The sequence below is a fragment of the Pseudomonas sp. TH49 genome, assembly GCF_016650625.1.
GTDB lineage: Bacteria > Pseudomonadota > Gammaproteobacteria > Pseudomonadales > Pseudomonadaceae > Aquipseudomonas > Aquipseudomonas fluorescens_H.
On the sequence record NZ_JAEKFL010000001.1, the window covers coordinates 3271241 to 3297331 of the forward strand.

Sequence of the window (26091 nt, forward strand, 5' to 3'; positions counted from 1 at the left end):
CGTTCTCAGAAGGGAAAAGGAAAATGGCGCGGAAAAAGGCTGGGGCAAAGACCTCGACCCAGTACCTGAATGAAGTTGCAGCGGTGCGCTTGGAGCGCCTTTCGGCACGCTTGGGCGTTGCTCAAGGCCGCGTACTCGATGCCCTCATGTCCCAGCGTACAGACGAAGAGATCGCGGGCTTCCTAGAGGCGCAGCGCTTCTGTGCCGAGCCGTCTCGTCCGGTACCTGTTCTGCTCGATGGCCCGGTTGTGGCTTCGATTGCAGGCGCAATTACCCAATCCGTTTCTTCCCTTCTGGGCTCTGCTCTTCCTGATCTGCTGTTGCAGGTTCTCGCCAGCCAGGCCGAGCGTCGGCCTGAACTGCTCGCTGGCACCATCGAGCCGATGCTCAATCGGCTCGTGCCGATGGTTATGGATCGCCTCATTGCCGAGCAGACAGGCATGGAGATTGAGCGATGAGTCACTACGGGATGAGCAACCAGAAGACCACGGCCGGTAATTTTGCGGCCAAGGCTTCCTACTTCGAAAAGAAGCTGAAGGAGCTCCAGGCCTTACGTGAGAAGCGCATTGATCTCGGCGCAGAGCGTGGCGTGACAGATGAGGTCATGGCTGCCGAACTGGCGAAAGTCGACGCCGAGATCGCCGCTATTGTCAGTCAGGTGGAGGGCGACCAGGGCACAGGGCGAGAGGACTACTACCACAAGTCCGGCAACGACACTTTGGCATCGGGTATTGCAGGACCGTTGGCCAACAAGCTGGGCCTCGGTGAGCATCCCCAGGACGGTGATTACCTAGCTCTTTTCCGTGGAATCAACCCACGCACCGGAGAGGCGTTCCTTGATGAGAAGCGCCAAAAGGCCATCGACAAGGCTATTCAGGAAGCTGAATCGAAGAAGGCAAATCCGTCCTCGAAAAAGCAGCTAGACGCCGGCGACCTGGAGCGACTGGAGAAGGACGGGAAAGAAAAATCGGCAAAGGATCCTGTTCTCGGCTTCAGCTCGTGTGTGAGCCTCCAGAAGTCCATCAGCATCTACTGGGCACAGGCCGACGACCAAACCCGTCGCGTGATCCAGGAATGCATGATGGGGGCTGTGAACGATGCGATCGAGCGCGAGCACCGTACTGGCCGGATTCGCGGACGTGAAGGCGCTCAGGGCGCAGAATCTGTAACCGGCGAGTGCGTCACTCTGACATATGCCCATTGCACAGCACGTCGCGCCCCCGGCCAGGACTTCCCTGATCCTCAGCTTCACGTACACCTGGAACGGCCGAATTTCGTTCGCACCGTCGACGGCAAGTTCCTGACCCTCGATGCGGGGTGGCTGTACAAGAGCCAGAAGGAGTTTGGTGCAGTCGTCGACGTGGCCTTTTATCAGCGTCTCCAGGCACGCCTCCCTGAGTTGGCTTCTGCGATGGTCGTTGATTGGAGCGGGCATGGCCTGCGTCTCAACGATGCTTCAGTTTCGAAGGAACTCGTCGCCGAGTTTTCCAAGCGCAGCGAGCAGATCCAGGCAGAGAAGAAGACTATGGCCACCGCTGGCCAAGCTGCAGCTCAGGCTATCGCCGTCCGAAGCCGCAATGCGAAGGACATCGAGCTAGGCGACAGCCTGGATGGTCATTGGCGCGAAGCGATTCCCACTGTCGAGCTGAAGGCATCAACCGCCAAAGATCTCCAGGCACCGAGTCTCGCTGAGCTGCAGCGCATGGTGTTCCGCGGATCCACCGTGATCGATGAATTCGCGATCGATTCCGCGGCCGCGCACCTGACCATTGGCAAAGGTGGCCTTGAAGAAATCGAAGCAACCAAGTCGGAGATTTACAAACAACTCGGCCTCATCGAAATTCCCCAGCAGCCGGACGAAAACGGCCGCATGCCGCCGAAGCGTTACACGACGAAGGAGCTCTTCACCCTTGAAGCCGACTGCGTAAAGGCGGTGCATGCTGGTCTCGATGATCCGAGTTGGAATGTTGGCCGTGCCTTTGTTGACCAGGTGATTGACGACTATGAGAAGGAAAAACAGGCGACCCAGAAGCCAGGCGAAAAGCCTTTTCGGCTCACTCAGGAGCAGCGCCAAGCTGCCTACGATCTGACTGGACCAGGTCAGTACACATTCTTTAAGGGGGCCGCTGGCGTTGGTAAGTCTTCCACTCTGGCACCGACCTTCCGCGTATACGCCGAAGTTTTCAAGGCGCAGGGGCGCCGTGTAATTGGCGTTGCGCCTGCAAACAAGCAGGCAACGGAGCTGGCTAAGTCGACCGGTATTCAGGCCCAGACTGTCCATTCACTACTGATCAAGCACCAGAACGCGCTTGCCGCGCAGCAGGCTGGGAAGCGTTTAAAACAGCAGGATCTCATCGGACGCGGCGATATCGTCGTGTGCGACGAAGCCGGCATGCTGGACACCTACCAGATGCATAACCTGGTGGTGGCTTGTCATCAGGCAGGCGCCCGCCTGATCTGCGTTGGTGATAGAAACCAGCATGACGCAGTGGAGACCGCCGCATTGTTCGGCCTTCTGCACGACGTTGTTGGGGATCGCTGCGCCAAGATCGAAACGATCGCCCGCCAAGTCGACCAGTTCAGGCCTACTGCTCAGGCCCTTTATGAAGGCAAGGTGAGCGATGCGGTCCGCCACATGCAGCGCGATGATCAGCTCAAGGTTTTCGCTGACGGCGTGAACGAAGCAGACGAGTTGGTTGGCGATGTTTTCGCTGACATGAAAGCTGGCCTGCCAGGGAAGGATAGCGTTGTCCGTGAGTTGGACTGGTCCCAGATTCTTGTCCTCACTGATACGAACGAACAGGTACGGGCGCTCAACGACAAAATTCGTGATGCCCGATTCGCTCGTGGTGAATTGAGTGCTGTAGGCAGCGTAAGCATCGAAACCGAGGTACTGCCCGGCGAGCGATTCACGATTCAGGTTGCGATTGGTGACCGCCTGCTTTTGCGCAAAACGGCCAAGGACTCTCAGAATGAACCGATCTACAACGGGGACCTTGGCACCGTGCTGGGTATCGAGCGAGTCACCCGCGAAGTCGACGGTGAGCGGATCGAGGACATTCTGTTCACGATCACCCGGGACGATGGGAGGACGGTCAAGATCAATGCCAGTGAATACGAGTCGCTGCAGCACGGCTATGCGATGACCGGCCATAAAGCGCAGGGCATGACTGTTATGCAGTCTTACTACCTGCCGTCATCCTACGCTTCTCTGCAGGCTTGGTATGTCGCCTATACCCGCGGAATCCACGGGTGCAAAACGTACCTGAGTGAAGCCAACTGGCTCCCATTCAAGAAGTCGACGGCGGAATTCGTCTATAAAGAGAACGCTCTCGACCTGATGCCTCAGGCTCGCGAAGCTATTCGCGCATCCGTGCACACTGGCCAGCCGTTCAGGCTGACCCCTCAGAAACTTTCCGTCCTCGATCGTCTCCAGGGGGCCTCTCCACTTTTCCAGTTCCCCGGCCAGGCGAAGGAACAGCCCCAAGAACAACCCCGCCAGTCCGTCACCGTCCTGCCGCCCGTAGAGGTTGAGATCGAGCACGCCAAGGCCTTCGGCGCTGAAATCGTCGACTTTCGCATCGACGAACAGACCTGGCCGGCTGATGCCCGCCGCGTTGCCGTTGTAGCTGCAGAAAACCCCGCTCCAGGTGCAGAAGTTGCGCGATGGACAAACCCCGGCTCATCCGTTCCCCCAGAGCAGCGCCGCGACCTTTGCGAAACGCTCCAGGGAATGAAGACCGCCTTATTCACCACGAAGCTGAAACTGATCAAGCCTGAGCCTCAGGAGGCCCGCTATGTCCGAATTGATCCTGTCCGACCTGCCACCCTTGCCGGCCTCGGCCGATACCCCCGCGTTGATGGACGACCTGTCGCCGCCGCCGATGGAGTTTCCCGACCCGAATCCCGAGCCGACGCCGCAGGCCAGCGAGTCGCCGGCAGCCTCGGCCAATTTGACCGCGCCGCCGGCGCCGGTGACGCAGCAAACGAAGAAGCCTTCTCCCGTCCGCTCGGCAACATTAAACGCCCTGCAGGGCGAGCTCCCTCAGACTGTCTGCGTACGTTGTCCACATGCGATCTGGCAGCAGGTCCCGGAAGGGGACGTGAGGGTGTATTGCCCGATAACACACTCGCTGATCGACAGCCTCTTGGTCGAGTGCGACGGCAGGTTCCTGGTACTGCTTTAGCACGCTCGATGAAATACGACAAAGCATCAGACGCCCGCGAAGTCGCCGCGATGAAACGCGACGTTGACCTGACCGACTACGCTGCTCACCTGGGCATGGAGTACGACAAGAAGGCCTCGTACAAAGGACATGCTGTTTTCCGCCACGCCTCAGGGAAATACGACATTTACCAAGCCGCTGATGACAATTGGGTCTGGCATGACCGCCATTCGGGCAAGAGCGGTGACATCTTCAAGCTCTATCAGGAAGTCAGTGGCGGCACCTTCATCCAGGCCAAGGACGATATTCGTGCGTTTCAGGGGGGCGTTCTGCCTTCGCTGGGTAAATCAGCGGAAGAGCAGGCCCGTATTGATCGGGCACGCGAAGAGTCGCGACAGAGGAAGGAACGCGAGCGCCTAGAGACAATCGCAACCAGCACGGAAAACCACTACCGCACTTTCGGTTTCATGTCTCGCCGTGATAGCTATCTGAGCCAAGAGCGAGGTATCTCGTCCGAAGTGTTGGCCGAAACGCGCTGGCGTACGAGCCGGCATGGCTCCGCTGTGTTTCCTCACATTGATGCTAATGCCAAGTTCTGCGGGTATGAGTACCGCGGCGCTCAGGTTATCAATGGCGAACGACGTGAGTACAAGGGTTTTACGACAGAAACTGAAAAAGGTGTCTACCTCGCCAACCCGAAATGCGCGAACCCCACCGAAATCCGCTTCAGTGAGGGCGGCGTCGACACCCTGAGCACCTACCAGTTGGCTAGCCCAGAAGAGCGGCAGCGGATCCTGTTCATCGGCACAACTGGCGAACCTGGTCCAAACACTGAGGCGGCAATCATCGCCCTGGCCGAGCGCTATAAAATCCAGCGCTTTTCGCTTGCTTATGATCGTGACCAAGGCGGCGATAGCCTTACGGTGAAGCGTCATGCTCGACTCGTCAGCCAGTTCGCTGGTGTGCAGATCGAGGATGTTCGCGAGCGTATTGGTCTGCAGCTTGGCGAAGATCCCAACGAAGCCCTGAAGCGTATCGAAGCGATGAGCGCCCAGCGAGAAGTGCAGAATTCTGAAACCGTTGCTCTGGCAGAACCGACAACAAGGCCGGTTGCCCAGCCAGAAACCCAACCTTCGTATGACGAAGATGAAGCAAATTATAGTCACAGGAGTTCGATCTAATGTCCCGGGATCATGAAAAATTCCTTAATCAGATCCAAGCTCTTGGCAAGCAGATGCGTGCTTTAGAGATCTCCAATCTCGCGGTCCAACTTGAACAGCTTCGCGCTTCGCTTACCAACGAAAACGCAGGTCCTTTCGTACTTATGTTAGCTATCGCTCAGCAGGTGTTGCCGATTAAAGAGGCGTACGTCGTTCCCGATCCGCTATCCGATGAGAAATGCTGGGAGGGAAGTGGTGGTTGGCACCTGGTGCTATTTTCGGAAAACGCCCCTGATGAGATCGGCTTACTCAATCTTCGTAATCGCCTTTTCGACGACGGCCCTCGCTCGGTAGCCAGTCGATTCGAAGTATTCAGCTACATCAAACATGCTGGGTATCTAGGACAGGCGATGGCCGTCGGCATCCAGATCCCTCTTTTGGAGTTACATCATGACTAAACGCTTGAGCTTCAGCCTAGACCTGAACGCAAATGACCTTGATGCGCTACAGACCGTGCTGGCAAACCCGAGGGCCGTCGCGACGGCTGTTGCACCGAATGATCCGTGGGAGCATGCGCGGATTGTTGATGTGTTGGTGGAAATGGCTGGGACTGTTGCCGTTGCGCTGAAGCCAACAATGGATTGCGAATCGCCAGGTTAAATCACTCCACGCCCTCATGGTTGGGCTATGTCGCGGAAACGTATTTGGGGTGACTTACCTATGCACCGTGCATAGCTCGCCATTTGTGCGGATTGCAGCAGTCAAAGCGGATTTCAGTAGTAGCAGATAGCAAGCGCGCAATCTGCATAGCCTCGCCATGCCATATCAATTCAAAAAACACACCCGATACATGGCTGAGGCTAGCGCACAGGCTTCGTATTAAGCTAATTAACTTAGGCTAAAAGTACTGATGATTTCGCAATCACGACATGTCAGGTAGATACTAATATCTTTCATCTTCAGAGAGTGCTCCAGCGAACCGCATTCTGGGCAGAAAAGATTGTTTTCTCGTTTGATTGTTTCGTCGCGCGGTAGACGGTGGCTTAGTACATCTCTCCAATATTTACCTGGTGCGATCTTGAACGCCGCGTCTACTTCACCGAGATAAAAGTCGAAGAATATTTTACTAATTACTGAGCGGGGAGCGTTTCTATCTCTCGAAAACCCGAATACTTCGCGTTTTTTTATAGCGTGCGCCTCTGCAAGGGATAGCATTTTCCCGGGAATAGTATTGGCTGCATGTCTATGGCTAACGTGTTTTTTTTTGTGAAATAGATGGGCGTTGTCAACGGCGTTGGAGGCTAACGTGTAGAGTTGTGATGTGGAATGGGTTTCGAGAAGCTGCATGATAATCGCAGGAGTTTTTGTTTCGGCACCAAAGCTCACATCTAGGATATTTGCTTTAAGATGTAGGTATTGAATTACCTCCTCCTGAGGTATTTGGAATAGCATTTCTTTTATCTGTGGAGACCAGCTGCTTGATATATTTTCATTAAGGTCTTTGTTTATTGCGCTGTACAACGCTGTGAGTGTTGAACGCTTCTGCCCGTCAAGTGTTACGTTTGATAACCATTGCACATTGAATATGTCAGGGTCTTTGTTTCTAAGTGAGTTGGGTGGCGAGTTAGGATCGATGATAATTGCTTTGCATTTGCAAAGTGATGCTAGTAATTGTTCTGTAAAATTTGCTGTTGGAGTCAGCAGGTAATTTCTATGGCTTTGTGTGATGGGGATTATGTAGTCGAAGCTCTCCGGGGTTTGGCAGCGAAGTAGGCTTATTAGCGTAAGCTTGTGTTTGAAATTTAGGTCTGTATAGGGTGTCGGTGCTACTAGCTCGGGGTTGAATTTGTCTTTTATTGTTTTTTGGAACTCAATTTCCCTACGTGCTTCAGCCTCCTTTCGTTTTAATTGGCATGGTTTGCAATTACAGTGTTTTTTGAATCGCCCAGACTGCGGGTCTTCAAAGTGACCGCAGTCTAAGCATTTTATTATGTTTTCCTCGGAGGCCCGTTGAGTCTTATTTTTGCGTTTGCTTGACATGGCGCAGTGGCAATAAGGGCAAAGCTTTTCGTTCAGTATAAGAGGGGGGAATAGATATATAAGTTGTTTGGCTGTACTAGGGATTCGGAATTCAGCCTGAAGCACGGATATTTTTTCACCAGCAAGATAGCGCGTGTATAGCGTTTCAATCTCTTCCGGATCAAGATGAGCGATTTCTGGTGCTAATGGCGGAAGGTTTCTCATAAAAGTCCAAATAATATGATTTTAACGAAAACTGTTCGTGGATCCGTATAACCCGGTCCGGTTGTTGGCGCTGATGCGATTTTGACCCAGCCAGCCAGATTCATTGAACCATCCAAGAGTGCAAAAAATACTGACTTTACGGATGTCACCAGAAGCAGAATGTGGGCCATTGGAAATCAGTTCGTATTAGAGACGACACGCGGATACTATAGAGCCGACAACTGGCACCCAGGTTACCGGTGCCTTTTTCCAGCAAGCTGACAGCCTTTCCATCTTTCTTCATCCTTCCTCCTAACTGCGCGCTGACTCCTTGCCGGTGGCGCCGTTCAAGCTATGCCATGGCAGCGATGACCCGCTTTAATCTGAATGACGTCGATAGTATCGACATTTGATCCCCTAGCGGCATAGTACAGAGGGCATGGATGTGAAATACGAGCCGACCCAGCCAGGCAACCCCCACAAATTCACGATCAACCAGCACGTGTTTCCGAAGGCGAGCATTGAGCGCTTCGCGGGCGGGGACGGGTGCGTTGAGGTTTTCTCGATATCGCACCGTAAGGTCATGAGGCTCAAGCCCAATAATCCCATCTTCTGCGCGCAGCGTGTCTGGGACCAGAAGACGGAAGCAGCTGTGAGTCGGCGCATCGAAGACAATTTTCAGATGCTGGCGTACGCGATCGAGCGCGGCACCGTAACCACCATTGGGATTTGGGAAAAGCGTACCGTTGAACAGTTTTTCTCTCTCTGGCGTACGAGGCAAAAATTCAGGCTTGAGGGCTTGGAAGACGTGAGGCTTCACAACGTCGAGAGTGAATCACTGACCAAGGCGCAGCAGGAGGCCATAGAGAGCAAGCACGCCATGTACGTTTCGGATGGGGTCTTGAAGGGTAGGCTGCTCGCGAGCATTCACGTCTTCGGCTACGAGGCCACCTTTATCCAGGCAAATGAGTCGATGCAATGGGGCATCGTTCGCTCCGTTTCGGACGATTTTCTAGTGCCCGATTGCTTTGAAGACATGATGGTCGTACCGATCTCACCCAGGTTGGCGGTCGTTGCCGGCGTGCCTGATTGCGTGCTGAGCAGCGATGAAGTGGCGACCATCAATCAAAGCGCGATCTCCCGCGCGAGAAACTACTACTTTGCTCGACAGCTTTCGTCAGCACCCGTGATTCGTCGCTCCACTAGCTCACAATTCAGGGGCATCTTTCCAGAGCGCCGAGGCTGATTTGAAACCCGTTGTAGGCTAGGTTGGACCCGCTTCTGGAGCGGGATTTATCCGGGGGAGGTGGGGCTGGATGGGAGAAGTGAATCGCCCCTGGTGTTGTAGGCATCACATATGGTTTCGTAGATACTTCCAAGCCTCCTAATGAGGCGCAAATGGATGTGCCGTGAACCGTCAGCGTTTTAGTTTTGGCTGGAGCTCTTGGCTTCGCTAGTGAGAAACTTCATATAGAGACCGTGTTCCCGAGCTCTAAGTGCGGCCGTTTCAGCCTCCATCATCTCACCTACAGTGCCAGGAATTGGGCCCAGAATTTTGGGCAGATCTGACACAAGGACTGCGAGCGCATCCAGCGATGCCTTGCAAGCTTTCCCCATTTCGCGCAAGCGGTAGGGCATTATCTGGGCGGCCGAGAGCTGTGTATCTGTCAATTGGCTAGGGCGCGCATCAGTGAGTTTTTTAGTGTCCGCCTGTATCCCCATGCGTCGGTCAGCGCAGGCTGTGAGTAGTCCAGCCACGTTACTGTCGGTATGAGCCAACGCGGTGATCTGTTCGGGAGAGAGCACTAACTCTGGAAGTTCAAGGTTTACGGCAAACCCTATGATGTAGTCATCCATCTGAGCATGGTCTTTGGGGTTAGCTACCTTGTGGTCCAGAAATCCCTGCATAAATTGAGCAGAGAGTTCAGCGCTATTGGCGATCGATCGCACCTTGCCACCAATAGCGATAGCTACGGCCTCAGCCTCCCGCCGTTCCGCTTTTTCCGCGCGACTTTCAGCCTGGTATGCAATGCCGGCCGCTGCCGCTGCAAGTACCAAGGCAAGCCCCGCGATCGCGTCAGATCGAGTCCACTCTGTTGCCCACTTGAATGACATCAGCAATGCCCCTCCTTTGCGTAATAATCGGTTATTCGTTCAGCGAGTCACTAGTCCATTGTGCGTTCGGGTTCAAAGCCTGCTGGCGATTTCCTTCCAGATGTAGGCGTAGTTGTATTGCAGCCAGCGAACAAGCACTTTATCGAACTGCCGACGAAACCAGTTACGCTCTCTCGCTGCTAGCCTTTCTTCTATCGATTCTCTGAGTATGTCGGGGTCGAACCCCGTCCATACCGGAGGCACAGCTGCCACGAGATTGGTGAAGCACACTGGCGCGACCTCTGAATAGAGGATTGTGTAAAGTATTTCAGGGTCGACGCCTCTCACCTTATTCGCCAAATAGTCATATTCGACGGGAAAATCATTGAATGGCTCGGAAAGAGCAGCTCTGACTTTTGTCAGTAGTGGTTCAGTCAAAAGATGTCCCAATGTGTGAGCTCCTCTAACTCTTCGTCCAGTGAGCTCGCCACCGCTTCGCCTGCGACACCACCGGCGATTGTCCCTGCTAAGACAACTGCTATTGCACAAATGGGGGCGCCTGGGCCGCACAATGCGCTAACCCCCATCCCCGCAAGAATACCGCCGACCGCACCAGCACCGACGATGATGCCTTGGCGAGCTGCTTCTTTGGGTTTGTTGTCAGCATTCAATATTTGATAGGTTGCTAGAGCCGCAGTCACGAGGACACCAAGCTTGCCCATGATCAACATTTTTTTTGTGCCGGTCGTGAATTTCGCGTTATCACGGCCCGAAGATTCCAGGATGGCGTAGTGAACCTTGTTCTTTTCTACTTCTGAAAGGCTGTCGTAACCCTTCTGAAATAGGTTTTCAGAATACATATCCAAAAGTGTTTTGAATCCCTTCCCCTCTTTTTTCTTCCTCTGAACGATCGCCAACCCCTGCGCTGAAGTGAATTTGCGATGCTCCATCATGATTTTATTTCGCATCTCATGACTGAACTTCACCCCTTCATGCGCCGTAATCCTTCCCGCTTTCACGTCATCTCTGACTTGCTGAGACATGCGTTTGATATTCTTGGTATAGCTCGATCTGATTTTTTCATCAGAGATCGCATCCAGTGAAAATCTCAGCGCAGAACCCTCCATCAGTTCTAACGCCCTGTCGAGGGGAGAGTCTTGCAAGGCGTGCTCACGCTGGACGACATAGCTGCCGGTGACAATGTACGGCTCTGTCATAGGATGGTCCTTATCCTAAAATTGTGTTCAATAGGCTCTCGGTGATAGAGGGGGCCTGAGTGGATGCTTGCTCTTCAAACTTGAGCATCACGCAGGTCTTACCGGACGGATTCGAAAACTTAACGGCGTTGTCTTTATTGAATACACCTGGCAGTGATGATCCATCCTCAAAATGCGCGGTACACGATAAGCCCTCATAGCATTCGTCAGCAGGAATCCTGAAGCCGATCCAGCTCGCGAAACCCGTTAATGGAGTAGGAGGAACAAACTCGCACGGTGTATGGGTATCGCCAATTATTACCGTACCCGAACCTCCAATCACGATACCGCCGTGGGTGCCTCCGGTATCGATGGTCGCCGCATTCTTGCCGTTAATGAACACGGTCGCAGACAGCCCCGAAGAGAGCGCACTACCGCAAGTGCAGGTGTCGCCCTGACTCGCTGCGGGAAGGCCGTCGAAGAATACGTCAGGAGATCCTGATGCTATAGGGTTGGTACCGTGCCCCGGCAGAGGGCAGCTGTATGGATCACTTTTCCGCGCTGCTGGCTTAGCCACTATGACCTCCTGTCAATAATCCTTGTGAGCGTCGTAACCTACCAGAATAGATCGCCCATTAGAAATCTCGTGGTGATGGGCGCATGTAATGATCAGCGATCAGCGATCAGCGTCTGCGCGAGTTGATCAGCGATTGAGCCAAGAATTCACTATGGCGTGAAGAAAAAAGCCCATTTGATTGCAAGGGTCAAGGGCAGCAATCGGCCGAGGCTGTGTAAAAACGTTTTTCAGCGCGACAGGTACTCAAAACCGGACTGGAAATCGCGCTTCTACGCAAAATACACATCTGCTGACGTGCCGATAAATTTCAGATTTAACGTAGACGCGCACACCTCAATTTTGGCGAAGCGTTTTTACGCACTCTGGGCCAGAAGCAGCCGTTTGAGGAAGGTGACTCAGATTCGTTTTGAAATGCGGCTTATTAATGGCAGTGCACAACGGAGCTAAGGGCGTACTGCTCCTGTTGCTATGGGTGGAAGATGCATTGCTCCCCTGCAATGACCGGGTCACTCGAAGCCGCTATAGTTACCTCCACCTCACTACAAGAAATTCATAATGAATCAGACTCAATACACAGCATCGAACTCCAGAGACCAAATATCTCCCGGATTGATTCGATTACTTGAGCTAGGTGTTCTAGGTCACTACCAATGGTTCGAGGTTGTTGAAGTAGGCTGTTCTGACAGTAAGGGCTTTCTGAACGTTTTTACCATCTGTGTGGCAATCGAGGGAACACCTTCAGAGGAGCAAAAAAAAACCTTATTCCTAAATGGGAGTAATAGAACAGTCAATGGCATAGCCAACCGCGCTTTTGGGGTGGTCAGGAGATATATTTCATTAGAATCGTTGCTCCAGGCGGCAGCACGGTTCGACACCAATGGGGAATGGCAACCCCACGACGCTCCCTTATTGCATGGAAAACTGAAGGCGAGTGCACCTGCTTTTTATGCGGTGGATGGAAGCATTCCCGTCCCGCTGAACCGTGTACTAAAGAATAATTTTTGGAATGGCTCATATGTTGTTGAGTTGGCTGATTCAACAAAAGATAGTTTGCGGTTTATTACTGATAGCCCGAGCTATGTAGAGGCGGTTGGTGCTTGGGTAAAACAGTTTTCCAAAATTGATTTATCTATGATTCCAGACAGGCTCGGAAATATCGTGATTCAATTGCCGGTAAACTCAATAGCAACAAATTTTTCCGGCTCGCAAGATAATATGATTGGTGTCACTGTTGCATGGCATCCTGATGTAGAGCCTCGTCGCCTTAGTGGATCCATTCAACTCGTTTTTGATGAGGCCATCGTAGCTTATGGGCAACAAGAATTGACCGAGGGAGATAACTCAATCGTTGCAGACATATCAAGTAGACCATTCAGGGGGATAGTTTGGGATCTTGATAAAAATATTATTTTAGCTGCACACCCTCCGACGACATTTATTGGTGGGGGTGGTATGCGCGGAACAGTATCAAGTGTGGGTGACTCTGTTCGAATTTTTCATGATGTTGGTAGTGACGGCTCTAAGATTCGCAGAGAAGTACCTCTAGTATCTGTTCAAAGAACTTGGTCTCATGGGGAAACGTTAATCCGTCCAAATGGAGTGTGGACTGAGAGGCGAATCAGTGACACTGAAATCAGAAAGCTGGTAAGTTTGAAGCGTTTTGTACAGTACGGGGGTAAGGTTCGCGGTGAAACAGAGCATCAGAGATCTTTAGCAGATATAAGAGAGCTGGTGAATATGCATGGCGAAGATGCCGCTTATCTCTGGGATCCCTACCTTTCAAGTGCAGATATTTTAACAACGTTTTTTTATTGCAAACATGAGAAGTCTAAGTTGCGAGCAATAACCTCCACCAAGGTGTGTGGGAAGATCGACAAACCGAAATGTAAGGTGTGCGAGACATCCAAGGATATATCGCCAAGCTTATCAGAAGAGTCGAGCCAGGAACCGGATTCGTCAACACGAGAGCATTGGATAATAGACCAAGTGAAGTTACTATCTGAGTCCATTGAGGGGAAATCTCATATTGATCTTGAATTTAGAATTAGCTTTGGTCCTAAAGGCTGGCCCTTTCATGACCGTTTCCTCATATTTCCCAACGGAAGTGGTAATGGTCCCGAGGTATGGTCTTTAGGCGCATCCGTGAATCATCTTGGTTCCGTTCACGCAATCGTGCAGCAGGTAGCTCACCCTCAGCCTGTTGTAGATGCATTCGATACGTTATGGGCGCACTTAAATTCAAACGAGCACTTGATATGGAAGTCGGTGTAATGGAAGAGCGTATTGGATTTCTGAAAGATATTGGGGCAAGGGCACGAGATACTCCTGCCTTAGAGCCTAAGGGAATAGTCCAGTCGAGATATTTTCATGATGCTAATGACCTTGAGATCTTTCAATTTAATTTTGAGCAAGAGTTTCCTTTTCTTTTCAATTTTTCACCACTTTCACTAGAGGATGCTGAGAGGGTGTATGGCATCTTTCAGTGGTTAGTTGCTCAGCTTGTTAAGGCACAAATCGATAGTTCTAGTGCATCTCTAATTCAGGTCATTACGGTGGCTGCTGCTCTTGACCTCGGCGATGGTCAGCTTTGGAGAGAGCTTCAAAGTTCTGGCCCTCTCAGAAGTGATCGATTGGATGAATTGATGCAGCTAATAATGGCGTATAAAATTACAATAACGCGCCATCACCGCCATATGGAGCATATCGATACAGTTTTTCTTTCTGGCTGCATGCTTCACAATTGGGAGAGCGTTGATCAGTCACTTCGTTATGTTACCGATTATCTATATGACCCTCTGCTTTCATGTGCCGTTAGAATGCTGAGTATTTTTTCGGAATCTTCGCTCGAGATTGTTCTGAGTGAGTTGCAAGACGTTGTCGTATTAATAGCTGTGATTGAGATTTTGAATCCTCTGCAAGCTGCTAAAACGCTTCAGGTCGCCGTTAATTCTAATTCTTGGCCTTTGAAATTTTGCGCGTTGCGACTCTCGTTAAATTGCATAGCTTCTGGTGTGAATGACGAATTCCAGGTTCTTTGGGAGCAACTCTTGCGCCAAAGTGCTGACAATAGTCAAGAGTGGATCAAGTGGGTTGCAGTATTCAACAGTTATCCATCAAGATATCCAGAGCTACAGTGCGCTATGGGGAAAGCTCTGCTTAGTATGTCCGAAGCGGCGATCACCCAGTATTTAAATGCTATTCGCTTGTCAATTACGAGCAGCAGAAAGGATTTGATGCTCGCGTTTGAGAAGGTACAGCAGAGCAGTGACGAAGTTCAGCGCAACCTTATTTGGACGCTTGCGCATAAACGGTGGAGCGCATGGGATTTTGATAGCGATGACGCAGATAAACATGTCTTTTCGATGCAAACATCTGCGTTGGATTTTGCAGTTGCTATGTATTATCTAGATTGTTTAAGCGATGATGGTCGAGGCAGTGTTGAGAGTAGGCTTCGATCCGAATTTGATGAAGTTAGAAATTCATGGTACGAATCTATTACAGATTATATGTCGGCATACAATCGGCATATTTCGCGCTATCAACCCCTCGGGCATGCAAAACACAATTTACATGAAGATCACGACTGGCTTGAGGGGCGTCATTGGTACAATCCCGACTGGATTTCGAAGCATTTGTATTGGGAGATAAGAAACCGCCTGTAAAATACGAAAAGCGCTCTGGGGTTTTTCTCAGGATTCGAGGTTATATGTTGGTCGTGAATTGATCCTCATTATTTAGATGAGCCTGAATCTATCGCTATAGGGTGAGCGTTGCACATACGAATGGTTATTCCCTATTCTCATTGCGGCTGTTAGGTAAGCGACGCATGGCGTAAAAAGATGGCAGTTGCGTTTTTTTGTCTGGGTGAGCAGGCCTCGCCTAACGAGGTTCCTGCTTGGTAGTGAACGTCTCTAATGTCTGCTATTTGCCGAAAACTGCCGTTCTTCACTGACCACTTTCGGCCGGTTGCTGTCTGTCGCCACCGTCAGCTTGGGTTGTGGATTGCGGCCCTTCGTGGCGGGCAGCAATTGGCCGCTCTCTGTAGGTATTCACTACTGCGCCTGTTGGTCAGTCGAATCACGGCGTCAGCTTTTTGTGATCTCCTGAGGCCGCTTTCGGCTGAGCAAAATAACCTTGCCTTGATCCCACTCTTTCTCCGTATACAAACAGTCTAGGTATCTACCCCATAACTCCAGAGCAGTCTTTTTCTCTGGTAGATAGCTGTATCGATCGTAGTGAATCGATTGCACATCGTTGCGTCCGTGAGATAACAGCCAGCTACGGATTTCCTTTGTAATTCCAAGTGCAGCCATCAGCGTTTCAGCACTTACCCGGACGTTCGCGTAACTGAAATATCGCGTTTTACCGGAGCCACTCAAGGCTTTTCCAGCATCACTGAATCGTTTGCCCGCTGTATCCGGACGAATACAGCGCCTGCCAATACAAAACGGGCCAGGCCCGATTTTGCTCTCAAACAAAGGCGTCAGGATTTGTTTAATCCTGGCGGTTAGGGGTAGCAGGTGATCCCATGCTTGAGTCTTTTGCCCTTTTCCGTCAGTAAGGTGCAGAAGGTCATCGGACGTATCCTCCCAGGTGACACGGAGCAGTTGCTCCATTCGTTGGCCGCCCAGGTAGATTAAACCTTTGCAGATCGCCATCTCTCGCGGAGGCAGGGTATCCAAGTGACGTAAAAGCTCACCAAGCTCTTCTGGCGTCAGGGATTCAGTCTGACCGCCGCGTGTATTAGCAAGGGTAGGGACCTTGGTAGCTGGATTGACCCCGATGTCGAAAACTTTCGAATCACTTACATCTCGATCCAAGGAGAGGTGTGCCTTCCCGCCATAGCTGAATGCAGCCTTTAGATATCGGTGGACGCTGGCGGCTGTTGATCGCATGTCAGTATTGGCCGTTTTTGCTTTGTTCCCGATACCTCGACCTTTAGGCTTGCGTGCGAGTAGCGCGCTCATCACTAAATGAATGTCTTCGCCGGTGATGGACTTTGCTGGACGCGTCATCAGATCTGGGTGGTGCTGGATTACGTGTGTCTGAAATAGGCGCTCGACTTCTTTCGCCTTGACCTTGCCGCGAGCGGTCAGATCTTTGACGTATGCATTTAGCAGTTCTTCGAAGCTACCTTGTCGGGTCGCAAGCTGCTGCGCGAGCACTACAGCTTGTCGTTGTGTTTTCTCTGCGGCGGCTCTGGCCGCCAGGTACACTTTTACGTCGCCGTGCTCGGAAGCAATCAATGCCATCTCTGCCGCTTTGTCGCGTAGCTCAGACAGCGCCAGTCCCGGCGCTCTGGCGCTCAAGCGATATTGACCCAGAGAGATCATCGTGTCCTTTGCGTTGAGTCGATAGCGGAAGTAGGCGCTGATCGCACCACTTTGGCTGCGCTTGAACAAAAGGCTACCCCGGGAACGGCCAGGCAAGCTTTCCGTCAACTTGGATGCTGGCGGCATGCCCTTGAGCTTTTGATCGTTCACGCTTTTGTCAGCAGTATTGGTGGCCAATTCTAGTCCCCACTTCGGTCCCCACTTCTCATGATGCAGAACGCTACAAGGAGAAACCTCAAGACACAAGTAGAATAGATAGGGCCTTTAAAAACAGAGGTTTGTGGTGTTTCAGGAAGCGATCGGAATCAAGCTGACTCACCAAAGCATATGCCTCCTAAGGGGAAGGTTGGCAGTTCGAACCTGCCCTGGGACACCATATACATATCAATGCTTCCAGCGATTTAATCTGCCAACGTCCAATCTTTAAGGGGTGAAGGGTGGGTGCAAGTGGATCGCTTCAAGCATTCAAAGAGCCCCGCTCAGGTAATTGCCTGTCGGGGCTTTTTAGTAATCGCGACCTCGTATCAAGGTATTGCTCTGGGAGAAGAGCTCAGGCTTTGGTCGACGATAGCTACTGCTCACGTAGATTTTCTAGCTACCGAACTTGCGTCTCTCGGCTTGTGTTGAAGGTCCACTTCGTAGTGAACTCCAGCCGATGGCTCATTCAGACTAATGAGGATGAACCTTGAATCATGAACTATGGCTGGAACCCGATGGCTTACAGTTGTTTTGTCCCTCTGGGCCTCATGGCGATGAATCGCGCGCCCTCCTTGAGCCGGGGTCGAAACTGATTTGGGAAGTTGAGGCGGCAAGCCGCTTCGAAGCGATGAGCAAGTACTATGAGTACATGGACTGGGGCGAATGGACGACGGATTTTCCCGAGCTGGATAAGACGCCTTACGGAGGGCCTGGCTGGGAGGATTACCCCGCATGACCTGTGAATCTCCTTGGCACTCCATCTTCAATTCATTCGCGCCAACGTTCTTCCGATTCCGTAAACCGCGAATTCAAAGCCCTTTCGGTTCGCGTGCGCGAGAAGCACCGCGAAACCAGAATGGTTGACGTCGATAGCCTTCAGCCATCGCACGTGTCGCCAGTCGAGATAAACCCTGTAGTGAAAAGATGACTCGGCGCGCAGGGTAATCGCTGCACAAGGAATCTTGAACCCCTCCACTTCAGAGAACCCCACTCCTTGCCGATAACTCATTCGGCGACCTCAGACTCGCGCGAAATCGCTTGATAGCATTTGGCCTCCAGCTATCATCTGCGCGCCTGTGAAAACGCCCCCGGTTCACCTACTTCAATTGCCTGGAAATCCTCGATGCTGTCGTATCACCAAAAGAGTTTTCTGATCGTCGATGATTTCTCGGATTTCCGCAGTTCCGTACGCTCGATGCTGCGCGAGCTGGGGGTCAAGGACGTGGATACCGCCGATACCGGCGAGCAGGCGCTGAAGATGTGTGCGCAGAAGTCTTATGACTTCATCCTGCAGGATTTCCACCTCGGTGACGGCAAGAAGAACGGCCAGCAGGTGCTGGAAGACTTGATGTCGGAAAAGCTCATCAGCCATGAAGCGGTGTTTGTCATGGTGACGGCCGAGACCAGTCAGGCGATGGTGCTCAGTGCCCTGGAGCATGAGCCGGATGCCTACCTGACCAAGCCGTTCAACCGCTCCGGCCTGGCGCAGCGCCTGGAGCGTCTGGAGCAGCGCAAGACGTTGCTCAAACCGATTCTGCAAGCCCTTGATCGCGGTAAACCGGTCGAGGTGCTCAATGCCTGCATTGCGCTATGCAAGCAGGACATCCGTTATTCGCCGCTGTGCCTGCGTTATCGCGCCGATGCGCTGCGTGACATGAATCAGAACGAAGCGCTTGAACGCCTTTACGACAGCATCATCGCTGACCGGCCGTTGCCGTGGGCGTTCGCCGGGCTGGGCAAGTTGTTGTTCAAGCGTGGGCAAGTGGCGCAGGCCAAGGGTGTCTACGAAAAAGCCCTGAAAGTGTTCCCGATGATGCCGGCGCTGTACGACGGCATGGCTGATGTGCTGGTCGCCGAGGGCGATACCAAAGGCGCGCAGCGGGTGCTGGAGGAGGCAATTCGTTTGTCGCCGCTGGCGGTGCGCCGGCAGGCGTTGCTCGGCAAACTGGCGATGGCCAACGAAGACTTCGACACCGCGTCCCGTGCCTATCGCCAGGCCGTGGCGCAGGGCGCGCAGTCGCGGTTCAAGGACCCGGAAAGCAACCTCGGTCTGGCTCATGCCTTGATCAGCAAGGGCAGTGAGCGCGGTCTCGACACGCGCACGCGGCTGGAGATCAACACCACGCTCAGCGCCGTCGCCAAAGAGAACCCTTCTGACCCGGGCCTGCAGATTCGTGCGCGCTTGATGAAGGCCACCAGTCTGCTGCTCAACGATGCCGAGACCGCCGACAAGCTCACCGAACAAGCGCTGATGCGCCTCGACGGCATGGAGCAGTTCATGAGTCCCGAGGCGGCGTTGCTGGTCGCCAAGCAGTTGCAGATGCTCGGTCAGGCCGAGGCGGGCACTTCGATGCTCAAGAGCTGTGCGGAGATCTACGGCGACGATCCGGCGGTGATGAAAGACATCGCCAAGCTCACCGATGACCCGACTATTCTCAGTTCGAGCAACGCCGCCGCCGACCTCAACCGTCAGGGCGTGCGCGTGTACAAGACCGGCAATCTGGTGGAGGCCCGCGAGGTGTTCCGCAAGGCGCTGAAGCTGCAACCGAAGAACATCAGTATCGCGCTGAACATGGCCCAGTCGCTGCTGCACGGCACCGACACCAGTGTGCCGTCGGCGGAGCTGGAAGAATGTCGGGCCTGCCTGAAAATGGTCGGCCTGATGCCCGACACCGACGCGCGTTATGCGCGTTATCAGAAGCTGAAAAGCAAGGCGTTTGGCGAATGAACCAAGACGAGCAGGCGCTGGATTTCTCCACGGTGATCGCCTCCACCGTTCACGATATGAAAAACTCGCTGGCGATGCTGATGCAGGCCCACAGCCAGTGGCTGGCGCGGTTGCCTGAAGGGCAGCGCGGTGGGGCGGAGCAGGGTGTGATCGATTTCGAGTTCGCCCACCTCAACGGCATGCTGGTGCAGTTGCTCGGGCTGTACAAGCTCGGCGTCAACCAGATGCCGCTGCAACCGGCGTATCACGAACTCGATGATTTCATCGAGGCGCAACTGGCATCGCACCAAGAGGTGTTCGCCAGTCGCGGGATCATCGCCACCTATGAAGTCGATCCGCTGAGCCCGTTGGGTTTCTTTGATCGCGAATTGGTTGCATCGGTGCTGGGCAACTGCATCAACAACGCCATCCGTTATGCCCGCGAGTCGCTGCTGATTACCGTCAGCGACGAGGCCGGGCAACTGGTGTTGAGCATCAACGATGACGGCGACGGCTACCCGACCGAGATGCTCGAGCGGCAGGCCGATTACGTGCAGGGCATCAATCACAGCAGTGGCAGCACCGGGTTGGGTCTGTATTTCGCCAACCGGATTGCCGCGTTGCATCAGCGCAATGGCGTGGTCGGGCACACCGAAATCAGCAATGGCGGACCACTGGGTGGCGGGGTGTTCAGCCTTTATCTGCCGTGACCCGGGTTTTTGTTTGACGCTGCTTGATATTCCGAACAGCCGGAGCCTATTTTGTACGGGTCGCCGTTCGCGGCTCGCACAATAACAAGGATTGCGTCATGACAACCGATGGCCAGCGTTCACTCGCGCAGCGACTGACCGGCATTGATGAGATTGAATGTGTCACGCCAGATTTGAACGGCGTTCCGCGCGGCAAAGTGATGACCGCCGAGGGTTTCCTCGAAGGGCGGCGTTTGCAGATGGCACGGGGGGTGCTGCTGCAATGCATCATGGGCGGTTATCCGCCGGCGCGGTTTTACGGCAGCGATGACGGCGACCTGGCACTGGTGGCCGAGCCGAGCATGATTCACCCTCTGCCATGGAGCGACGAGCCACGTGCCCTGGCCATCTGCGATGCCGACGAACTGAGCGGCGAAAGCTCCAACCTGTCGACCCGTGGCCAACTCAAGAAAGTCATCGCCCGTTACGCCGCACGCGGTCTGGCGCCGGTGGTGGCAACCGAGCTGGAATTCTTCGTCTTCGCGCCGAACATCGATCCGACTCAGCCGTTCCGTCCGCCGGTAGGCCTGGATGGACGCCGCGAGGATGGTCAGTCGGCGTTCAGCGTCAGTTCCAACAATGGTCTGCGGCCGTTCTTCAGCGAAGTCTATAAATGCATGGCGGCCCTCGGTCTGCCACGCGATACCTTCATGCATGAAATGGGCGTCAGCCAGTTCGAGATCAACTTGCTGCACGGTGATCCGCTGTTGCTGGCCGACCAGACTTTCCTGTTCAAACACCTGCTCAAGGAAGTCGCGCTCAAGCATGGTCTGAGCGTGGTGTGTATGGCCAAGCCGCTGGCACACACGCCGGGCAGTTCGATGCACATTCACCAGAGCATCGTCGAGATCGCCACTGGCAACAACGTGTTCAGCGACGAGAACGGCCAGCCGACCGCAATGTTCCGCCATTTCATCGGCGGGCAGCAGGCGGGCATGGCTGATTTCACCGCACTGTTTGCACCGAACGTGAACTCCTATCAGCGTCTGTGTCATCCGTATGCTTCACCGAACAATGCCTGCTGGTCCCACGACAATCGCGCGGCAGGGCTACGGATTCCGGCCAGTTCGCCGGTGGCCCGGCGGGTCGAGAACCGTTTGCCCGGCGCCGATGCCAATCCGTATCTGGCGATTGCCGCGAGCCTGGCCGCGGGCTTGCATGGTATCGAGCATGAGCTGGAGCCGAGCGCGGCGATTCAGGGCGAGTTCGAAGTGCCGGACAATCTTTCGTTGCCGTGTACCTTGCATGCCGCGCTCGAGCGTCTGAAACGTAGCCAATTGGCCAGGGAACTGTTCGGACAGGAGTTCATCGAAGGCTACATCGCTTCGAAGACCATGGAGTTGACCAGCTTCTTTGATGAAATCACTCCCTGGGAACGGCGTGTTCTAGCAGCCCAGGCCTGACGAACTGTCGTCATCGGGCTATCGTTTGGATAGCCCGATACTTACTGCAAGGAGCCGCTCGGAACGCCGATGCGCCAAATCTGGAAATCCTTTCGAGCGCTGTATTTCGCCTCGCTGATGATGTTGATCGGCTCGGGCCTTCTATCTACATACTTGGCTTTGCGCCTGGCCGCTGACCATGTCGATGGGCTATGGGTCGGTGCGCTGATGGCGGCCAACTATTTCGGCCTGGTGCTGGGCGGCAAGATCGGTCACCGGCTGATCGCCCGGGTCGGACACATTCGGGCGTATTCGGCGTGTGCCGGGATCGTCGGCGCGGCGGTGCTCGGACATGGTCTGGTCGACTGGCTGCCGGCATGGCTGGTGCTGCGGACCATCGTCGGTCTGGGCATGATGTGCCAATACATGGTGATCGAGAGCTGGCTCAACGAGCAGGCCGACGCCAACCAGCGCGGGCTGGTGTTCAGCGGTTATATGATCGCTTCGTATCTGGGGCTGGTGCTGGGTCAGCTGATTCTGGTCATGCATCCGGGCCTCGGCCTGGAGCTGCTGATGCTGGTCGCGCTGTGTTTTGCCTTGTGTCTGGTGCCGGTGGCGCTGACTCGACGGATCCACCCGGCGCCACTGCATCCGGCACCGATGGAGCCGCGCTTCTTTATCAAGCGGGTGCCGCAGTCGTTGAGCACGGTGCTGGGGGCCGGTCTGATCATCGGCTCGTTCTACGGTCTGGCGCCGCTGTATGCGTCGCAGCAGGGGCTGTCGACCGAGCAGGTTGGTCTGTTCATGGGTAGCTGCATTTTTGCCGGGCTGCTGGTGCAGTGGCCGTTGGGCTGGTTGTCCGACCGTTATGACCGGGCGCTGCTGATCCGTTGCTTTGCCGGGTTCCTGGCGGTGGCGGCGTTGCCGTTGGCGATCCTGCCGCAGGTGCCGCTGGAGGTGCTGTTTGTGGTTGGCTTCCTCTGCTCGCTGGTGCAGTTTTGCCTGTATCCGCTGGCGGTGGCGTTCTCCAACGACCACGTCGAGGGCGATCGCCGGGTGTCGCTGACGGCGATGTTGCTGGTGACCTACGGTGTCGGCGCGAGTATCGGCCCGCTGCTGGCGGGTGTGCTGATGAAGCTGTTCGGCAGTCAGAGTCTGTACGCGTTCTTCAGCTTCTTTGCACTGGTGCTGGTGTGGCGCATTCGCCCGAAAGCCGTGACCAATCTGCATCAGGTCGACGACGCACCGCTGCATCACGTGGCGATGCCGGACAGCATGTCGAGTTCGCCGCTGGTGGCTGCCCTCGACCCACGGGTGGATGAGCAGGTGGTGCAGGAGCAGATGCAGACGACGGTTACGCCGGAGCCGGAGCCAGAACCCGAGGTTCAGCCTGAAGCAGCGGTGGAAAGTGATGCGGCTGAGGGCAGCGATAAACCGACACCGGACATCAGTGGGGCCAGACCCTGAGTCGGGTGAGGGTGAGGCTGTTCAGAGGCAGACACTGTAACTGTGGCGAGGGAGCTTGCTCCCGCTGGACTGCGCAGCAGGCCCCGCTTGCCAGATAAAGGTCGCGCCCCAGCGGGAGCAAGCTCCCTCGCCACAGGTGTCCGTTGCTGGCAGAAAGATTTTTGGCATAAAAAAGGGCAGTCCCGCGAGGGGCTGCCCTTTCTATTTGCCTGTACGAATCACAGATCGTCTTTATCGAACCGGCGTGCTTCACGCTGCAGTTGATAAACGAAGCGCTCGACGTTGCGCGCCGCCTGACCACTGATGTTGTGGAAACGCAGGCCGGCGAAGGTGATGTTGAGCTTTTCTTCGAAGTGCAGATACCGCAGTTCGACCGAAGTCGGCTGATTGCCGAACAGCGGGGTGGCGATCATGCGGTCATAAACCTGGCCCAGTTGCAGGCGGTCGGTAATGTCGCCTTCAAAGCGCAGCTTGCAACCGGTGGCGGAAATATCCAGCAGTTTACCGTTGATCGGTGCCTTGAGCTTTTCGCCGCCGAGTTCAACGCTGACCAGGTCCGTCAGCTTCAGGGCCGCGCGAAAAGCGTTGCGGCGCTGGTGGTAAACCACTTCGGTCGGCAGTTCGCCGGTGTAGAAGCGGTCGCCTTCGGATTCTTCAATGTTCAGCGTGCCGTTGCATTCCCAGGCGATGCGCACGCCTTCGTGGAAGCCTTCGACCTTGAACGGTTCGCCGGCCAGCAGAAAACGCTCGCCATCGCGCGGGATCATCTCGTCCAGGGCAATCGTCGCGGTTTCCCGGTCAACCTTGATCAGGTAGCTCTGGAAGCGCTGACTGCGCTCGTGAAAGGTGATGATCAGCGGATCGTGGCTTTCTTGCAGCTGGCGCAGGTTGCTGGAGATTTCCAGGGGCGTGGTCAGCACCTTTGGTGGCTGCGGAGTATCATCCGCGCTTAGGGCGTTTGGCACGTTTTCTCAATCTCCAGACAAAATTTGACTACGACTAGCCAGCATTTTGCCAGCATGTTTCGCGGGTTGATAGTGCAGGCACATCGAATGGCTCACGCCTGGCTGAGCGTACGCGGCTTGGTGGGCTTGGCGAAAGTGCCTGTTGCGTCATACAACGCTGGTGGCTCGCCCCCGGTGAGGATTTTCAGCTGATTGGCCGTGGTGGCCTGCTGAATCTGGATCGACTGACCGTTTTTGACATTGGCCGCCTGGCACTGGGCAATCAGGTCTGTCAGTACGTCGCTCTGGGACAGCAACTGATCGCCAATGCTCGACTGGCTGGCCAGTTGCTCCAGGCCCTGACGATCGAGCGGCAAATTGAGGCTGGCGAGGATTTCGCTGCGCTTGCGGCCATGCTGTTCAAGCAGAATGATCAATGCCTGTTTGCGCGCCAGAATATCTTCGAGCAAGGGCATGTCGCGACCGTGCAAGGCGAGGGACTCGGTTTGCAATAACTCCAGCAATTGTTGAGCTGGAGCAAAGTCGTCGGTGATCAGTTGCAATAAATTAGTGTCGTGCATGGCTGGCCTTGGGTTCTAAGCGTCCAAAAGCCTGGCGCCGGCAAAAGCCTAGCGCTGGGCTTCGAAGTTGAGCAGTTTGCTGGCTACACGGTTGCTGTCGACTTTATAGCTGCCATCGGCAATCGCTGCTTTCAACTCGGCCACTCGGGCTTTATCGACGGCAGGCTGATCGCGCAGCTTGTCAGTGACCTTCTGCAACTGTTGAGCCTCATTGCTGAGGTGTACCGATTCCCCGCTTTTTACGGTACTGGCCGTTTCGGCCGGGGTATTCAGCGGCGCGGAGGTGCCGGTATCGGCGGTTTCCTTGGCGTTGCTGGTACGTGTACTGCCCGTAAGTGACGAGGAGCTGTTCAAACGGCTGAAATCGATGACCATGTTAAAAACCTCTGGGAATTTGGACGCTTGCCATGTTCTCGGCCATCCCCTGGAAAACTTTAGGCTCATTTGCAATGAGCTGCATGCGTCGAAGCGTGTCCTGCTTCGGCACAGTTTAGGGAAGCGTCGAGGCCGGCGCCAGTTTTCTGCGTGAGCGTTTTACATGGCGACTTCCACTTGGCCCGGCGCGATGACCTGCGCCTTGATCACCCGGTTGGAGTTCAGGTTTTTCACCCGGATCTGTTCCTTCAGACCGCCATTGGCCAGGGCTTCGCCGGGCATGCGTACGGCGAGCGTACCGCTGCGGGCGATGATGACCACCTGATCGCCCTTGCGCACCACTTCAGCCTGTTCCAGGTGCACCAGAGTAATGACCTGATCGGCGACCGTTGGTCGGGTTAATTTTTGCCCGATGGCTTCATCCACCGACGTCAGGAAACCCTGATTGATCTGGCTGACGTCGCGTTCACGCAAGGTCACGTCCTGCGGCTCGATAATCCCGGCGCGTTTGAGCGGTCGTGTGGTGGTGACAATCTCGCGAAACAGGCGGACTTGAGCGGGCACGAACACCGTCCAGGGCGAGCTTCCCTCGCACCGGACCTTGACCGTGACCCGGCCCAGCGGACGTGCCGGACTCTCCAGCGACGCTGTCAATTCCTTGTCGCACATAGGCATGCGCATACGTGGATCGAGCTGGTTGACCTCGATTTCGTATCGGCCTTCGGTTTGACTGGTAGCCAGATAGTCTTCTACGGTGAACTCAAGAAAGCCCTGAGTGACGCCGATAAGCATGTCAGGCAAGGTAACCGTATCAGCACCGGCAGGGCTGCCAGCGAAAAACAAGCAGACGGCAGACGTCGCGCACAACGCTTTGCGGGTGCGGGAGGTCAGGCGTCGGAAAAATGTCGTTTGAGCGTTCATACGAGTTAAAAAGCAAGC

22 protein-coding genes are annotated in these 26091 nt (G+C 54.5%); 12 read left to right on the plus strand and 10 right to left on the minus strand.

All coding sequences use genetic code 11. From position 1 onward, the window contains the following. The first annotated feature begins 23 nt into the window (after positions 1–23). The 4 genes from JFU48_RS14850 to JFU48_RS14865 are packed head-to-tail and all read left to right on the plus strand — an operon-like array spanning position 24 to position 5986. Positions 24–458: a hypothetical protein gene (locus JFU48_RS14850; protein WP_024688444.1), complete on the plus strand. Its 435-nt coding sequence runs from the start codon at positions 24–26 to the stop codon at positions 456–458. Further along, on the plus strand, positions 455–5347 hold the full coding sequence (mobF, locus tag JFU48_RS14855; RefSeq protein WP_201136831.1) for a MobF family relaxase: 4893 nt from the start codon (positions 455–457) through the stop codon (positions 5345–5347). Before JFU48_RS14850 ends, mobF begins: the two co-directional genes overlap by 4 nt. Further along, positions 5347–5784, plus strand: coding sequence for a hypothetical protein (locus tag JFU48_RS14860; RefSeq protein ID WP_201136832.1), 438 nt, complete (start codon positions 5347–5349; stop codon positions 5782–5784). Before mobF ends, JFU48_RS14860 begins: the two co-directional genes overlap by 1 nt. Continuing rightward, positions 5777–5986: a hypothetical protein gene (locus JFU48_RS14865; RefSeq protein WP_101156008.1), complete on the plus strand. Its 210-nt coding sequence runs from the start codon at positions 5777–5779 to the stop codon at positions 5984–5986. The genes JFU48_RS14860 and JFU48_RS14865 overlap by 8 nt, the downstream gene beginning before the upstream one ends. A gap of 228 nt (positions 5987–6214) precedes the next feature. Here JFU48_RS14865 and JFU48_RS14870 read toward each other — a convergent pair whose 3' ends face one another. Continuing rightward, the gene (locus JFU48_RS14870; RefSeq protein ID WP_201136833.1) at positions 6215–7570 is read right to left on the minus strand and encodes a hypothetical protein; all 1356 of its coding nucleotides are present in this window, start codon (positions 7568–7570) and stop codon (positions 6215–6217) included. A gap of 418 nt (positions 7571–7988) precedes the next feature. On the opposite strand from JFU48_RS14870, the gene JFU48_RS14875 reads away from it, so the two are divergent. After that, positions 7989–8795 carry a hypothetical protein gene (locus JFU48_RS14875; RefSeq protein ID WP_201136834.1) on the plus strand — a complete coding sequence of 269 codons (807 nt, stop codon included), beginning with the start codon at positions 7989–7991 and terminating at the stop codon, positions 8793–8795. 179 nt (positions 8796–8974) lie between these two features. On the opposite strand, the gene JFU48_RS14880 is transcribed toward JFU48_RS14875, so the two are convergent. From JFU48_RS14880 to JFU48_RS14895, 4 genes are all read right to left on the minus strand, one after another. Continuing rightward, positions 8975–9664 carry a hypothetical protein gene (locus JFU48_RS14880; RefSeq protein ID WP_201136835.1) on the minus strand — a complete coding sequence of 230 codons (690 nt, stop codon included), beginning with the start codon at positions 9662–9664 and terminating at the stop codon, positions 8975–8977. 72 nt (positions 9665–9736) lie between these two features. After that, entirely contained in the window at positions 9737–10093 is a 357-nt protein-coding gene (locus tag JFU48_RS14885) for a DUF7079 family protein (RefSeq protein WP_201136836.1), read from the minus strand. Beyond that, complete coding sequence (locus JFU48_RS14890) at positions 10078–10860, minus strand: hypothetical protein (RefSeq protein WP_201136837.1); 783 nt, start codon at positions 10858–10860, stop codon at positions 10078–10080. Before JFU48_RS14890 ends, JFU48_RS14885 begins: the two co-directional genes overlap by 16 nt. Before the next feature lie 10 nt (positions 10861–10870). Beyond that, the gene (locus JFU48_RS14895) at positions 10871–11416 is read right to left on the minus strand and encodes a PAAR domain-containing protein (RefSeq protein WP_201136838.1); all 546 of its coding nucleotides are present in this window, start codon (positions 11414–11416) and stop codon (positions 10871–10873) included. Positions 11417–11971: 555 nt separating this feature from the next. Here JFU48_RS14895 and JFU48_RS14900 point away from each other — a divergent pair. Together JFU48_RS14900 and JFU48_RS14905 are read left to right on the plus strand one after the other, a co-directional pair. Then, a complete protein-coding gene (locus tag JFU48_RS14900) occupies positions 11972–13687 on the plus strand; it encodes a VPA1262 family N-terminal domain-containing protein (RefSeq protein ID WP_201136839.1) in 1716 nt (571 codons plus the stop codon). Beyond that, entirely contained in the window at positions 13672–15078 is a 1407-nt protein-coding gene (locus JFU48_RS14905) for a hypothetical protein (protein WP_201136840.1), read from the plus strand. Before JFU48_RS14900 ends, JFU48_RS14905 begins: the two co-directional genes overlap by 16 nt. Positions 15079–15501: 423 nt before the next feature. Here the strand turns inward: JFU48_RS14905 and JFU48_RS14910 are convergent, their stop codons facing one another. Beyond that, positions 15502–16926: a tyrosine-type recombinase/integrase gene (locus tag JFU48_RS14910; protein WP_201136841.1), complete on the minus strand. Its 1425-nt coding sequence runs from the start codon at positions 16924–16926 to the stop codon at positions 15502–15504. A gap of 508 nt (positions 16927–17434) precedes the next feature. On the opposite strand from JFU48_RS14910, the gene JFU48_RS14915 reads away from it, so the two are divergent. The 5 genes from JFU48_RS14915 to JFU48_RS14935 all read left to right on the plus strand — a co-directional run bounded on the left by JFU48_RS14915 (position 17435) and on the right by JFU48_RS14935 (position 23252). Beyond that, entirely contained in the window at positions 17435–17683 is a 249-nt protein-coding gene (locus JFU48_RS14915) for a hypothetical protein (protein ID WP_115984183.1), read from the plus strand. 387 nt (positions 17684–18070) lie between these two features. After that, on the plus strand, positions 18071–19675 hold the full coding sequence (locus JFU48_RS14920) for a tetratricopeptide repeat-containing response regulator (protein ID WP_201136842.1): 1605 nt from the start codon (positions 18071–18073) through the stop codon (positions 19673–19675). Next, on the plus strand, positions 19672–20364 hold the full coding sequence (locus tag JFU48_RS14925; RefSeq protein ID WP_201136843.1) for a sensor histidine kinase: 693 nt from the start codon (positions 19672–19674) through the stop codon (positions 20362–20364). The genes JFU48_RS14920 and JFU48_RS14925 overlap by 4 nt, the downstream gene beginning before the upstream one ends. A 200-nt stretch (positions 20365–20564) precedes the next feature. Beyond that, positions 20565–21806, plus strand: coding sequence for a glutamine synthetase family protein (locus tag JFU48_RS14930; protein ID WP_201137092.1), 1242 nt, complete (start codon positions 20565–20567; stop codon positions 21804–21806). A 69-nt stretch (positions 21807–21875) separates the two neighbouring features. After that, a complete protein-coding gene (locus tag JFU48_RS14935; protein ID WP_201136844.1) occupies positions 21876–23252 on the plus strand; it encodes an MFS transporter in 1377 nt (458 codons plus the stop codon). Positions 23253–23470: 218 nt separating this feature from the next. On the opposite strand, the gene JFU48_RS14940 is transcribed toward JFU48_RS14935, so the two are convergent. The 4 genes from JFU48_RS14940 to flgA all read right to left on the minus strand — a co-directional run bounded on the left by JFU48_RS14940 (position 23471) and on the right by flgA (position 26073). Further along, positions 23471–24217 (minus strand): flagellar brake protein, encoded by a 747-nt coding sequence (locus tag JFU48_RS14940; protein WP_003227230.1) that lies wholly within the window; start codon positions 24215–24217, stop codon positions 23471–23473. A gap of 92 nt (positions 24218–24309) precedes the next feature. Further along, the gene (locus tag JFU48_RS14945; protein ID WP_025112926.1) at positions 24310–24777 is read right to left on the minus strand and encodes a flagella synthesis protein FlgN; all 468 of its coding nucleotides are present in this window, start codon (positions 24775–24777) and stop codon (positions 24310–24312) included. 48 nt (positions 24778–24825) lie between these two features. Then, positions 24826–25152 (minus strand): flagellar biosynthesis anti-sigma factor FlgM, encoded by a 327-nt coding sequence (gene flgM / locus JFU48_RS14950; protein ID WP_003227226.1) that lies wholly within the window; start codon positions 25150–25152, stop codon positions 24826–24828. 159 nt (positions 25153–25311) lie between these two features. Further along, a complete protein-coding gene (gene flgA / locus JFU48_RS14955) occupies positions 25312–26073 on the minus strand; it encodes a flagellar basal body P-ring formation chaperone FlgA (protein ID WP_080593261.1) in 762 nt (253 codons plus the stop codon). Positions 26074–26091: the final 18 nt, after the last annotated feature.

What these genes read in the sequence shown, in the direction of transcription:
- JFU48_RS14850 (WP_024688444.1), top strand. Translation starts at nt 24, where the DNA reads ATGGCGCGGAAAAAGGCTGGGGCAAAGACCTCGACCCAGTACCTGAAT.
- mobF (WP_201136831.1), top strand. Translation starts at nt 455, where the DNA reads ATGAGTCACTACGGGATGAGCAACCAGAAGACCACGGCCGGTAATTTT.
- JFU48_RS14860 (WP_201136832.1), top strand. Translation starts at nt 5,347, where the DNA reads ATGTCCCGGGATCATGAAAAATTCCTTAATCAGATCCAAGCTCTTGGC.
- JFU48_RS14865 (WP_101156008.1), top strand. Translation starts at nt 5,777, where the DNA reads ATGACTAAACGCTTGAGCTTCAGCCTAGACCTGAACGCAAATGACCTT.
- JFU48_RS14870 (WP_201136833.1), bottom strand. Translation starts at nt 7,570, where the DNA reads ATGAGAAACCTTCCGCCATTAGCACCAGAAATCGCTCATCTTGATCCG.
- JFU48_RS14875 (WP_201136834.1), top strand. Translation starts at nt 7,989, where the DNA reads ATGGATGTGAAATACGAGCCGACCCAGCCAGGCAACCCCCACAAATTC.
- JFU48_RS14880 (WP_201136835.1), bottom strand. Translation starts at nt 9,664, where the DNA reads ATGTCATTCAAGTGGGCAACAGAGTGGACTCGATCTGACGCGATCGCG.
- JFU48_RS14890 (WP_201136837.1), bottom strand. Translation starts at nt 10,860, where the DNA reads ATGACAGAGCCGTACATTGTCACCGGCAGCTATGTCGTCCAGCGTGAG.
- JFU48_RS14900 (WP_201136839.1), top strand. Translation starts at nt 11,972, where the DNA reads ATGAATCAGACTCAATACACAGCATCGAACTCCAGAGACCAAATATCT.
- JFU48_RS14905 (WP_201136840.1), top strand. Translation starts at nt 13,672, where the DNA reads ATGGAAGTCGGTGTAATGGAAGAGCGTATTGGATTTCTGAAAGATATT.
- JFU48_RS14920 (WP_201136842.1), top strand. Translation starts at nt 18,071, where the DNA reads ATGCTGTCGTATCACCAAAAGAGTTTTCTGATCGTCGATGATTTCTCG.
- JFU48_RS14925 (WP_201136843.1), top strand. Translation starts at nt 19,672, where the DNA reads ATGAACCAAGACGAGCAGGCGCTGGATTTCTCCACGGTGATCGCCTCC.
- JFU48_RS14930 (WP_201137092.1), top strand. Translation starts at nt 20,565, where the DNA reads ATGACCGCCGAGGGTTTCCTCGAAGGGCGGCGTTTGCAGATGGCACGG.
- JFU48_RS14935 (WP_201136844.1), top strand. Translation starts at nt 21,876, where the DNA reads ATGCGCCAAATCTGGAAATCCTTTCGAGCGCTGTATTTCGCCTCGCTG.
- JFU48_RS14945 (WP_025112926.1), bottom strand. Translation starts at nt 24,777, where the DNA reads ATGCACGACACTAATTTATTGCAACTGATCACCGACGACTTTGCTCCA.
- flgM (WP_003227226.1), bottom strand. Translation starts at nt 25,152, where the DNA reads ATGGTCATCGATTTCAGCCGTTTGAACAGCTCCTCGTCACTTACGGGC.
- flgA (WP_080593261.1), bottom strand. Translation starts at nt 26,073, where the DNA reads ATGAACGCTCAAACGACATTTTTCCGACGCCTGACCTCCCGCACCCGC.